This is a genomic window from Mesorhizobium sp. NZP2298 (assembly GCF_013170825.1).
Lineage (GTDB): Bacteria > Pseudomonadota > Alphaproteobacteria > Rhizobiales > Rhizobiaceae > Mesorhizobium.
This window is the reverse complement of the sequence record NZ_CP033365.1, coordinates 1,700,532-1,712,377: the sequence shown is the minus strand read 5'-3', so window position 1 is coordinate 1,712,377 and position 11,846 is coordinate 1,700,532. Positions and strand designations below refer to the sequence as shown.

At 63.8% G+C, this 11,846-nt stretch carries 11 protein-coding genes, 1 pseudogene and 1 riboswitch; of the genes and pseudogenes, 4 read left to right on the top strand and 8 right to left on the bottom strand.

Going from position 1 to position 11,846, the window contains the following annotated elements; translation table 11 throughout:
- Positions 1-68: 68 nt before the first annotated feature.
- Both EB231_RS08325 and EB231_RS08320 read right to left on the bottom strand, forming a co-directional pair.
- Positions 69-1,016, bottom strand: coding sequence for an aldo/keto reductase (locus tag EB231_RS08325; RefSeq protein WP_172348390.1), 948 nt, complete (start codon positions 1,014-1,016; stop codon positions 69-71).
- Between the two features lie 123 nt (positions 1,017-1,139).
- Positions 1,140-1,661, bottom strand: coding sequence for a gamma-glutamylcyclotransferase (locus EB231_RS08320; protein WP_172348389.1), 522 nt, complete (start codon positions 1,659-1,661; stop codon positions 1,140-1,142).
- 135 nt (positions 1,662-1,796) lie between these two features.
- On the opposite strand from EB231_RS08320, the gene EB231_RS08315 reads away from it, so the two are divergent.
- On the top strand, positions 1,797-2,795 hold the full coding sequence (locus EB231_RS08315; RefSeq protein WP_172348388.1) for a DUF2125 domain-containing protein: 999 nt from the start codon (positions 1,797-1,799) through the stop codon (positions 2,793-2,795).
- Between the two features lie 7 nt (positions 2,796-2,802).
- Entirely contained in the window at positions 2,803-3,732 is a 930-nt protein-coding gene (locus EB231_RS08310) for a sugar kinase (protein WP_172348387.1), read from the top strand.
- On the opposite strand, the gene EB231_RS08305 is transcribed toward EB231_RS08310, so the two are convergent.
- Both EB231_RS08305 and hisC read right to left on the bottom strand, forming a co-directional pair.
- The gene (locus tag EB231_RS08305) at positions 3,729-4,664 is read right to left on the bottom strand and encodes a prephenate/arogenate dehydrogenase family protein (protein ID WP_172348386.1); all 936 of its coding nucleotides are present in this window, start codon (positions 4,662-4,664) and stop codon (positions 3,729-3,731) included. The genes EB231_RS08310 and EB231_RS08305 overlap by 4 nt on opposite strands.
- 38 nt (positions 4,665-4,702) lie before the next feature.
- Complete coding sequence (gene hisC / locus EB231_RS08300) at positions 4,703-5,812, bottom strand: histidinol-phosphate transaminase (protein ID WP_172348385.1); 1,110 nt, start codon at positions 5,810-5,812, stop codon at positions 4,703-4,705.
- Between the two features lie 147 nt (positions 5,813-5,959).
- Positions 5,960-6,037: riboswitch (SAM riboswitch) on the top strand.
- A 107-nt stretch (positions 6,038-6,144) separates the two neighbouring features.
- Here hisC and metX point away from each other — a divergent pair.
- Complete coding sequence (gene metX / locus EB231_RS08295) at positions 6,145-7,314, top strand: homoserine O-acetyltransferase MetX (protein WP_172348384.1); 1,170 nt, start codon at positions 6,145-6,147, stop codon at positions 7,312-7,314.
- Positions 7,315-7,372: 58 nt separating this feature from the next.
- Positions 7,373-7,987: a methionine biosynthesis protein MetW gene (gene metW, locus EB231_RS08290; protein ID WP_172352844.1), complete on the top strand. Its 615-nt coding sequence runs from the start codon at positions 7,373-7,375 to the stop codon at positions 7,985-7,987.
- A 12-nt stretch (positions 7,988-7,999) separates the two neighbouring features.
- On the opposite strand, the pseudogene EB231_RS08285 reads toward metW, so the two are convergent.
- The 4 genes and pseudogenes from EB231_RS08285 to EB231_RS08270 all read right to left on the bottom strand — a co-directional run.
- Positions 8,000-8,083, bottom strand: a pseudogene (locus EB231_RS08285) (DUF1330 domain-containing protein); the annotation flags it as partial.
- Between the two features lie 141 nt (positions 8,084-8,224).
- The gene (locus tag EB231_RS08280) at positions 8,225-9,022 is read right to left on the bottom strand and encodes a DUF1194 domain-containing protein (RefSeq protein ID WP_172348383.1); all 798 of its coding nucleotides are present in this window, start codon (positions 9,020-9,022) and stop codon (positions 8,225-8,227) included.
- Positions 9,023-9,107: 85 nt separating this feature from the next.
- Positions 9,108-10,922 carry an ABC transporter ATP-binding protein/permease gene (locus EB231_RS08275; RefSeq protein WP_172348382.1) on the bottom strand — a complete coding sequence of 605 codons (1,815 nt, stop codon included), beginning with the start codon at positions 10,920-10,922 and terminating at the stop codon, positions 9,108-9,110.
- A 118-nt stretch (positions 10,923-11,040) separates the two neighbouring features.
- Positions 11,041-11,829, bottom strand: coding sequence for a class I SAM-dependent methyltransferase (locus EB231_RS08270; protein WP_172348381.1), 789 nt, complete (start codon positions 11,827-11,829; stop codon positions 11,041-11,043).
- Positions 11,830-11,846 lie beyond the last annotated feature (17 nt).

The window sequence follows — 11,846 nt, the reverse complement described above, 5'->3', positions numbered from 1 at the left end:
CGCAGGACGCTATGGCAAGACAGGAGCGTGGGTCTTGGATGTTCGTGCGTACAGCGACGGCCGAAACCTCAGCCGCTAACTCTGTCGAGCTCGGCCATGTCGTCGGCCGTCAGCTTCAACGATGCCGCCTTGATCAGGCTGTCCATCTGACTGGGCTTGGTGGCGCTGGCGATCGGCGCGGTGACACCTGGCCGCGCGATAACCCAGGCAAGGGCGACTTCCGCCTGCTTCGCCGAATGCTTGGCGGATATGGCATCAAGAGCGGCCAGAATGCGCATGCCGCGCGCATTGAGGTAGTCTTTAACCCCGCCGCCGCGCTCGCTTTGGCCAAGATCGGCCTCGCTGCGGTATTTGCCGCTCAGAAAACCCTTGGCCAGGCTGAAATAGGTGATGACGCCGATATCCTCGGCCACGCACAGATCGTGCAACGGCCCGTCGAAGGAGGAACGATCGTAGAGATTGTATTCCGGCTGCAGCACCTCGTAGCGCGGCAGGCTGCGTAGGCTCGCCACATCGAGTGCGGCGCGCAATTGGCCGGCGTCGAGGTTCGAGCAGCCGATATGGCGGACCTTACCCTTGGCAAGCAGCTTCTCGTAAGCGCCGAGGGTTTCCTCGTAGGGCGTGGCCGGGTCCGGCCAATGTGACAGATAGAGGTCGATGCAATCGGTTTGCAGCCGCTTCAGCGAGGCTTCGACAGCCTTTTCGATATAGGCGGCGGACAGATCCTTGTGGCCCTGCCCCATGTCCGAACCGACCTTGGTGATCACCACGACCTTGTCACGGTTACCACGGTCCTTCATCCATTTGCCGATGATGGTTTCCGATTCACCGCCTTCGTTGCCCGGCACCCAGCGCGAATAGGCGTCCGCCGTATCGATCGCGTTGAGTCCGCCGCCGACGAAGCGATCAAGCAGGTCGAACGAGGTCTTCTCGTCGGCGGTCCAGCCGAAGACGTTGCCGCCCAGAACCAGCGGCGCGATGGAAAGGTCGGTGCGACCGAGACGGCGTTTCTGCAAGGCGAATCTCCGTTATGATTGGGGCCGGGCGGATGCCGCCCGCTGGCTGGGTTCGGAGCCTAACCTAGGTCTTGCCTCGTCGAGATCAAAGGCCTGGCCGCCTCTTTCCGCAGAGCCAGCGCTTCACAAAGGCGCTATCCCCCGTGCCACCTCCTCCAGCCAATGGTCGCGAATGCCAAGTGCTTCCAGATGCTTCAGCGTGCTGAGAACATAATCCTCATTGTTGCCGGATTGGCCGACAGCGCCGCGCACCACCGCCGCCGCGTCCGCCGCGTCCAGCGCGCCGGCATATTGCTCATGTTTGCGGTCGACGATGTAGGCCACGGCTTCGACCCCATCGCCACCGTCGAGCCGGACCTTGAGGGTGCGCTCGAGATAGACTGATGTGACGAGTTCACGCTCGCGCAGATAGGCGATGACCTCGTCGCGCAATTCCCCGGGCACACGGAAAGCCAGGCCGACGCAGGAACCGCCATGGTCGAGGCCGAGCACCAGCCCGGGCCGCTGGCGCGTGCCGCGGTGCACGAAGGAATAGACACAAAGTGAGCGGCGATAGCCGTGCAGTCGGGCGCGTCGTGTCTCGACATGCGCGAAACCCGGTCGCCAGATCAGCGAACCGTAGCCAAACACCCAAAAATCGCCCATATCGCCGCGCCTGATTGCAAAAGATTGCCGACACCGCATCCGAATCGGTGTTTTTTCCGTCCGTGTCTGTCTACCTATTGTTGTCGGAATCGAAGCTCCGTCCACCAATACCCATGCGTTAATGAGAGCCAAAGCATGACGTCAAGTGACGAAGGCCAACCAAAGTCCCGCCGCGGCCTGCTCTGGCTCGTGGCGTTGATCGTTGTGCTGTTTGCCATCTACAGCGGCGGCTGGTTCTACCTGGCCAACAGGGTCAGGGCTGAAGCCGACAAGGCGGTTGCCACGCTCAACAAGAGCGGCGTCGAGGCCGGCTGCGCCAATCTCCAGGTCAGCGGCTATCCGTTGAACTTTACCGTCTCCTGCGACAACCTCGCCTACGAGGACGATGCCAAGAACATCGCCGCCTCGGCCGGCTCCTTCAACGCCGTCGCCCAGATCATCCAACCCCTGTCCCCGGTTGCCAATCTGCGCGGACCGCTCAGAACCTCCGTCCCGGGCATGATGCCGCTGTGGATTGACTGGGACAATCTACAGGCCAACGTCAAATTGTGGTACCCGCTGCCGCACCGTATATCCCTGCAGGCCGACGGCCTGTCCGGCCAGACCGATCCGGCTGACGACACCGATCCGGTTGAACTGTTCAGCGCTGGCAAGGCCGCTGCCCAGTTGCAGCCGAATGGCGGCGATCTCGACTATGTCGGCAGCTTTGGTGATCTCGAGATCGACCCGGATGCGATCGGCGGGCGCGTGCTGCCGGCGCTCGATGCCAGCGGCGATGCCACGCTGAAGAACGGCGTCGCGCTGATCGGCACGCAGGTGAAGAGCCTGCGCGGCCAAAGGATAGAGATTCGCAACCTCGATTTGTCGTCGGGCACGGCGAGGGTTACCGTTTCCGGGCCGTTGTCGGTCGATGCCGAAGGCCTGGTCGATGCCGATCTGATGATCCGGATCAAGGATCCGAAGGCCGTAGCATCTATCCTTGCCGGCGCCATACCCGAGCAGAAGAATGCGATCCAACAGGGCTTTGCCGCCCTCGCTTTGCTCGGCAGCGAACCGTCGATGCCGCTGAAGGTGGTCAAGGGCAAGGCCTCGCTTGGCTTCATTCCGCTGGGCAAGATCAAGCCGGTTCAATAGCGCTGCCGTGGCAAGACCCCCGAGACTCCTGAGTGTCGGCGCGCTGACGCTGGACACGATCCTGCGTGTCGAGACGCTGCCCGCGCATCAGGGAAAATTCATCGCCTCCGACGGCGTCCAGATCGCCTCTGGCATGGCCACCAGCGCTGCCTGCGCCGCGCATCGCCTGGGCGCCAACGTGTCGCTGTGGGCAAGTGCCGGCGATGATCCGGTCGGCGACCAACTGATTGCCGGGATCGGGGCCGAAGGCGTCGACTGCAGCTACGTGCGCCGCGTTAGCGGCGCCCGCTCGGCGCTGGCATCCATCCTGGTCGACGCTCATGGCGAACGCATCATCGTGCCTTTCTATGACAGTTTGGCCCAGACCGATCCCGATTCTTTGCCTTTCGCCGACATCGCGGCGTTCGATACCGTGCTGGTCGACGTGCGCTGGCCGGGTGCCGCGGCCCTTGCCCTCAAGGCGGCGCACGCCGCCAACCGGCCTGCGATTCTCGATGCCGATACCGCGCCGCTGGCGGTGCTGGAGCAGCTGTTGCCGCTGGCTTCGCACATCGTCGCCTCCGAGCCGGCGGTCCGCATCATATGCGGCCAGGCCCTGGATCTGGAGAGTGCTTGCACCGACCTCGCCTCCCGCACCGACGCCTTCGTCGCGGTCACCGGTGGCGCGGCAGGCACCTGGTGGTTCGATCGCGCGACGCAATCATCCCGTCATGTCGCGGCGCCCAAAATCAAGGCGGTCGACACGCTGGCGGCGGGTGATGTCTTCCACGGCGCCTTTGCCGTCGGGCTGGGCGAAGCCATGCCGGTCGAGCAAGCCTTGCGCTTTGCCAGTGCCGCCGCCGCGCTCAAATGCCAGCGCTTCGGCGGCAGGCTCGGTGCGCCGGACCGGGCCGAGACACTGGCCATGGTCGCGGCGACATGGCCTGAAACAGCCTAATTCTTCGACGGGTGCTCGATCGCCTGACGGCCGAAATCGGGCACATCGATGTCCTGGCCCGCCTCGATGATCGAGCGGCGCACGGCCCGGGTGCGGGTGAACAGGTCGAACAGCTTGTCGCCGTCGCCCCAGCGGATCGCGCGCTGCAGGAACGCCAGGTCTTCGGAAAACCGCGCCAGCATTTCGAGGATGGCATCCTTGTTGTGCAGGCACACGTCCCGCCACATGGTCGGGTCGGAGGCGGCCAGGCGCGTGAAGTCGCGAAAGCCGGAGGCGGAATATTTGATGACTTCCGTCTTGGTTACCGATTCCAGATCGTCGGCGGTGCCGACGATGTTGTAGGCAATGATGTGCGGTAGATGCGAAACAATGGCGAGCGTCATGTCGTGATGCTGCGGGTCCATCGTGTCGATGTTTGCGCCGCAGCGGCGCCAGAATTCCGACAGCTTCTCCAGCGCGTCCGGATCGGTGCCCGGCAGCGGCGTGAAGATGCACCAGCGATTGTCGAACAGGTCGGCGAAACCCGCATCCGGACCGGATTTTTCGGTACCCGCCAGCGGATGGCCGGGAATGAAATGCACGCCGTCAGGCACATGCGGCTGCATCTGCGCGATGACGGAGGCCTTGGTCGAGCCGACATCGGTGAGGATCGCGCCCTTCTTCAGCGCCGGCGCGATCTCCTGCGCCACCGCGCCGGACGAGCCGACCGGCACCGAGACGATGATCAGATCCGCATCGCGGACCGCTTCCTTGGCATCGGTCGTGTAGGAATCACCCAGCCCAAGCTCCTGCGCCCGCGCCAGCGTCGCCGTGCTGCGGGTCGAGATGGCAACGTGGCCGGCAAGGCCCTCGCGGCGGATGACGCGGGCCAGCGACGAGCCGATGAGGCCGATGCCGACCAGCGCGATCTTTTCAAACATCGGTGATGTCATGTCGTTACAGCTTTCGGGCGTTACAGCTTTCGGGCGTTCTAGCTTTTCAGGAATGTCGCGAGCGCGGCGACGACGCCGCGATTGGCCTCTTCTGTGCCAACGGTCATGCGCAGCGCGTTGGGGAAGCCGTAGCCGGAAACACGCCGCAATATATAGCCGCGCGCGGTCAGGTAATCGTCCGCCGCCGCCGCTGAATGCTTCTGGTCGTCGGGAAAATGGATGAGGAGGAAATTGCCGACGCTGGGCGTCACCCGCAGTCCGAGCCCGGTCATCTCTGCGGTCAGCCAGGTGAGCCAGGTCTCGTTGTGCGCCACGCTGCGCTCGACATGGGCGCGGTCGCGGATCGCGGCGATGCCAGCCTCGATCGCCGTCGCATTGACGTTGAAGGGGCCGCGCACGCGATTGATGGCGTCGACGATGTGCATCGGCCCGTACATCCAGCCGATCCGCGCCCCGCCAAGGCCGATCTTGGAGAAGGTACGCGTCATCACCACGTTCTCGGCGCTGCCGACCAGCTCGATGCCGGCTTCATAATCGTTGCGGCGGACATATTCGGCATAGGCCGCGTCGAGCACCAGCAGCACGTTTCGCGGCAGGCCGGCATGCAGGCGGCGCACCTCCTGGAACGGCACATAGGTGCCGGTCGGATTGTTGGGATTGGCGAGGAAGACGATTTTCGTGCGTGGCGTGACGGCGGCCAGCATCGCATCGATATCGGCACGCTCGTCGGTCTCCTTGACCGCGATCGGCGCGGCGCCGGCAGACTGGATGTAGATCTTGTAGACCATGAATGCATGTTCGGTGAAAATCGCTTCGTCACCGGGCGCGAGATAGGTTTGTGCCAGCAGGCCCAGAATCTCGTCGGAACCGTTCGAGCAGATGATATTCTGCGCATTGAGCCCATGCACCTCGGCGATCGCCTCGCGCAGCCGTTTGGCGGTACCGTCGGGATAGATGTCGAGTTTGGCGGCAACCTCACGCGCGGCTTCGATCGCCTTAGGTGAGGGGCCGAGCGGGTTCTCGTTCGACGACAGCTTGTAGACCTTGGCGACACCGGCCGGCGCCGTGCTCTTGCCGGGCACGTAGGCGTCTATGTCCATGATGCCCGCGCGCGGGGTTGGACGTGCCTGATCCGGTGTGTGGTTCATTTTTGCAAAATCCGTCGAAAATGCCTCCATCCGGAGGCCGCAGCGGAAATACAAGCCATGGACGGCAATGTCGAGAGGCGGCGGTGGGGCCAGCGCCGGCACAGCCTCCGGCATTGACGGCGAGGCGGGCGAGTTCTAGAAGGACAATGACAGTTCCGTGGTGATTTGGCCGGTCGGCTTGCAGCCACGTTAAACAATTCGCTAAAGGGCCGTTTGCGTGACGTAACCGGCTTTGCGAAGGCAATGCCGGTTTTTTATTGTCCGCGGCCGGCCGGACAAAACGCGTCGGCGGCGATTTTTCGTCGGGCACGATGCAGCAAGTGAGTACGTGAATGGCCGCTCTGCGCGCAGGAAAGACCAACAACGAGGCCGACCAGCCGTCGAGCCCGGTGTTGCGCTTCGGGCCCAATAAGCCGCTCAAGCTCGACGCCGGCACGCTTTTGTCGCCATTCCAGATCGCCTACCAGACCTATGGCACGCTGAACGATGCCCGCTCCAATGCCATTCTCGTCTGCCATGCGCTGACCGGCGACCAGCATGTCGCCAACACCAACCCGGTAACCGGCAAGCCGGGCTGGTGGGAAGTGCTGATCGGCCCCGGCAAGATCATCGACACCAACCGCTTCTTCGTCATCTGCTCCAATGTCATCGGCGGCTGCCTCGGCTCCACCGGCCCCGCCTCGACCAATCCCGCCACCGGCAAGCCCTATGGGCTCGACCTACCGGTCATCACCATCCGTGACATGGTGCGCGCGCAGCAGATGCTGGTCGATCATTTCGGCATCGAGAAACTGTTCTGCGTGCTCGGCGGCTCGATGGGCGGCATGCAGGTGCTGGAATGGGCGTCGAGCTATCCCGAGCGTGTCTTTTCAGCGCTGCCGATCGCCACGGGTGCCCGCCATTCCTCGCAGAACATCGCCTTCCATGAAGTTGGCCGGCAGGCCGTCATGGCAGATCCGGATTGGCATGGCGGCAAATATTTCGAGCATGGCAAGCGCCCGGAAAAGGGCCTGGCGGTGGCGCGCATGGCGGCCCACATCACCTATCTGTCGGAAGCCGCGCTGCATCGAAAATTCGGCCGCAATTTGCAGGATCGCGACCACCTGACTTTCGGCTTCGACGCCGACTTCCAGATCGAAAGCTATCTGCGCCACCAGGGCATGACCTTCGTCGACCGCTTCGACGCCAACTCCTATCTCTACATGACGCGGTCGATGGACTATTTCGACCTCGCCGCCGATCATGGCGGCAGGCTGGCGGATGCCTTTGCCGGCACCAAGACCCGTTTCTGCCTGGTGTCGTTCACTTCGGACTGGCTGTTTCCGACCGAGGAGAGCCGCTCCATCGTGCACGCGCTCAACGCCGCCGGCGCCTCGGTGTCCTTCGTCGAGATCGAGACCGATCGCGGCCACGACGCCTTCCTGCTCGACGAGCCGGAACTGTTCGCCGCCATCAACGGCTTCATCGGCTCGGCGGCCCGCGCAAGAGGGCTGAGCGCATGACCCCGCAAAGTTGCAGACTTTCAGGATCGGGATCATGCGCCACACAGGAGGCGACATCATGAGCGTCAACGGCAGCCAGCGCGTCGACCTCGAGGTCGTCGCCAACCTCATCCCGCCACGGTCGCGCGTGCTCGACGTCGGTTCGGGCGACGGCTCCTTGCTTGAATTGCTGCAGGAAACCAAGCAGGTCGACGGCCGCGGGCTTGAACTGTCGCAGCGCGGCGTCAACGAATGCGTGGCGCGCGGCCTCTCTGTCATCCAGGGCGATGCCGACAAGGATCTCGAATTCTATCCCGACAAGGGTTTTGACTTCGTCGTCCTGTCGCAGACCTTGCAGGCGACCCGCAACCCGAAGCTGGTGCTCGACGAACTGCTCAGGATCGGCAACAGGGCGATCGTCTCTTTCCCCAATTTCGGCCATTGGCGGGTACGCCTGTCGCTCTTCATCAAGGGCCGCATGCCAGTGACCCAGGACCTGCCCTACTCCTGGTACGACACGCCCAACATCCACTTCTGCACCATCCGCGACTTCGTCAACCTGTGCGATGAGCTTGGCGCGACGGTGGAAAAGGCGACCGCGCTCGACGCCGCCGGCCAGAAGATCGGCCTGTCGATGCCCTGGTGGTTCTGGAATTTCTTCGGCCAGCAAGCGGTGTTCTTGCTGAAGCGGTAAGGCACGGAACGTCTAGCCCAGGACATCCGTGGCCTTGTGCGGATGCTCGACACCGTCGGCGAACACCACATCGGATTGGGAATTGTCCGTGCGCACCTTGCTCACCAGCCAGTTGCAAGAAAGCGGACATGACTTCGTCCGGGTAGATGCCCGAGCCATGGCCGGCGTTGGCGCCGCAATCTCTACAATGAGTTTCGCAACCGGTTCGGCGCCCGGCCGGCTTAGGTGCCGCCAGACCTACCGGTCGAGTTCCGGGAAATAGGGATCCGACAGGAACCGCCTGTCCCGTTCGCCCTTCAGGCAGTCGATCGGCGCGTCCGTGTCGACGGGAATGATCTCGGCCTTGTCTTGAATACCGCTCACTTCGAGGATCAGCTTGCGTCGGATGGCGGTGGAAAATTCGGCGGCCGCATGGATCGGCAGCACGAAGGAGCCGGGCCCGCCGGTGACGCACTGCGCATAATATTGGTCGAGATGGCTGAAAGTCGGCGACGGGTTGATCAGGATCGGCAGGCCGTTGATGACGATGCCTTTGGCGATGGCCGCGTCGCGCGTCGCGGTGACCGGCGGCCCGATATTGTTGGGACCATCGCCGGATATATCGATGACGCTGCGTTCGCCGGCGAAGTTCGTCCTGTCGAAAAGCCCGGCACCGAAGGCAAGCGCGGTGGAAATCGAAGTGCCGCGAAAACTCCGGAACGGGCGCGCCGCCACCTTGTCGGCAAAGCTGTTGGCGCTTTGCGCGCCGTCGATGATCTGCCAGCCGATGATCGCGTCATCGCGCACGGTGCCCGCCCATTCGAAATAGGCGAGCGCGATGCGGCCCGTATTGCCGGAACGGACGGCCTGGATGAAGTCGGGATGCCGCAGTGCCTCGACATAGCCGGCGCGTTGCAACGCGAACTCCTTCTCGTCCATCGACAACGAGATGTCGACCGCCAGGACCAGTTCGACGTCGACGGCCAGCGCCGGTGGCGAGGCAATGGGGGCAGCCTGCGCGCAGGTGAGACAGGCAATCAGAAGAGCATCAAACATGGCGGCGCCAGGGTTGTTTCCCCGGGAAATCTTCCATCGCGATCACGGCAAAATAAGGTTTTGCGCACGCAACCGGAGAAACAGCCTACTTCTTGCGGCGGACGGCGGGTGGCGGATCGATGGCGCCGGCCCTGACGCGGGCGGGCTTCAGCGCCGGCGCACCGGAATCCTTCACGATCGTCAAACCGCGCGGAAAGAACTGGTTGTTGTGCTGGCCGCGCCCGATATTGATGATCGTGGCTCCCGTCAGATGCTTTTCCAGCATCGCCAGCACGCGGCGTAGCGCGGGTCCATCGAACGCATCCATCGCTTCGTCGATGATCACCCATTTCGGCCGCCGCAGGGCGAGCCTGGCCACGCCCAGCAAGCGCTGTTCGTCATCACCCAACTCATGGTCCCACCGCCCGACACGGTCGAGCGACGACGACAGCCGTTCAAGACCAACCTCGGCCAACATCGCCGACATGTCGGCATCGCTCGCGGGCGCATGCCCGTTCGCATGATTGAGCACCTCGCGCAGGGTGCCGGTGGGCAAATACGGGACACGTGGCACGAAGATGAGGGTTTCTCCCTCCGGCAGGCCGATCTTTCCGCTGCCCCAGGGCCAAAGCCCGGCGATGGCGCGGAAGAATAGCGTCTTGCCGGCGCCTGGCTCGCCGGTGATCATGACGCGCTCGCCGGCGCGGATTTCGACATGTTCGTCGGAGAGTTTTGTGCAGCCCTCCGGCGAGGCCACTTCGAGCTTCTCGAAGGTCAGGCTGCCATTGGCGTTTTGGTCGAAGGTGATGCGCTTTTCGGTGTCGTGCAGCACATCGGTTTCATTGAGCGCGATGCGGAAATCGGCGACGCGCATCAGCGTGGCGCGCCAGTCGGCGATGCTGCCGATATTGTTGATGAACCAGCGCAACGACGAGTGGACCTGGTTGAAGGCGCCGACCGCCATCATCAGCCCGCCGAAGCTGATATCGCCCGAGAAATAGACAGGCGAGGCGACCAGGATCGGTGCCACGACGGTGATCCAGCCATAGGTATCGGTTACCCAGGACAGGTTGATCTGGGCGGTATAGATGCGCCGCATGGCGCCCAGCACCGTGCCGAGGTCGAGTTCGAGCCGTCGCCTGGCATCCTCCTCGCCATGGTAGAGCGCGATGGCATCGACATTCTCGTTGACGCGCACCATCGAGGAGCGCAGCTCCGCTTCGCGCGTGTAGCGGTCGCTGTTCAGGCTGATGAGCGGGCGCCCGACCAGCCAGCTCAGCCAGGAGGCGGTGCCGGCGTAGAGGAACGCGGCCCAGACCATGTAGCCCGGTATGGCCAGCGACCAGCCGTTGACGTGGAAGACGAAACCCGAAGACAGTTCCCACAGCACACCAACGAACGACACGAGCAGGATGAGCGACTGCAGGAGCCCGACGCCGAGGTCCGTCGACAGGTCCGACAGATGCGCCGCGTCCTGCTGCATGCGCTGATCCGGATTGACGCCGATGGCGCCGGCATTGGCCAGGCGGAAGGCGCGCGCCGGCCGCATCCACTGGTCGATCAGGTCCAGCGTCAGCGCCTCGCGCAGCTTCAGCCGGATCATCTGGTTGAGCCAGGTCTGGCCGATATTGAGCACCAGCAGCCCACCGGCGATCACGGCAAAGACAAGGAGCTGGTGCAGGAAGGCCGCCATGTCGCGGCGCGCCAACGCATCGTAGAAAGGCTGGTTCCAGCGATTGAGCAGGACCTGGCCGATCGATGTCGCGACGATGACGGCCATGATGCCGACCGATGTCCACAGCAACCACTTGCGAACCGGCGACACCACCAGCGCTTGCTTGATCGTCGCGACCTGATCACGCAGGCTGCTGGCCACGGCGACCGGCTGAACGGTGGCCTGATTGTCCAGTTGATCAGCCATATCAGAAGTCCTTGCGCTCAGATGCGATGCTGAAACCGGATGAAGAGGGCCGACGGCCGCCGCCCGTGCACGACAGATAGGTCGGAAAAATGCCGCGCGGGGAGAGTTTCCGCACCGATCACGAAGGTTTCACCTGGCGAGTCGACGGTGCCGCGCCTCCGGCGTCTGCCCGGCGGCCGAGCCGTGTCGCGCCATGCGGCGACAGCACCGGCACGAAGACGCGGCGAGACGCGCGCTGGACCACCGGCACGCCCTGGTAGAGCCGCTTCTGCGCCTCGACGACGATGACACCGGAAAAGATCGGCCACAGCCGCCGGCCGAAGCGCTCCAGCACGTTGTGGAAGCGCATCATGAAGCGTCGCCGCGATGGCGGGAAGAACAACGCATCCGACCACGCCGCGGGCGTGAAATTCGCCTCGCGCAGCAGTTCCGTCAGTTGTCCGCGCGAGAAAGGCCGGCCATTGCCGAACGGCGTGTGCTCGAAGCGCGCCCAGACCCCGCGCCGGTTCGGCACGACTATGACGACACGCCCGGCGGGCGACAGCACCCGCCAGATCTCGTTCAGCGTCTCGCGCGGGTTTTCGACATGTTCGAGCGAATGGACGAGCAACATGCGGTCGATACAGGAATCGACCAGCGGCAGTTCCTCGTCGAAGACCAGCGCGGTCGCCGTCGGCCCTGTTGCCGGCCAGACCACGGCGCCCTGCGTCGCCGGCATGAAGGCGAAGACCCGCTCGGCGTCAGAGCCGAAACGCTCCAACCAGGGCAAGGTATAGCCGAGACCGACCAAGCGTTCGTTTGGCACGGCAGCCCATATCGAGGACAGCGCCATGGTGATCGAGCGTTCGGCGAACCGGCCGAGCGTTGTCGAGTAGAACGAGCGAAGGTCGACGATGTCGGAATGCATGTCAGGGATGTAGCCGT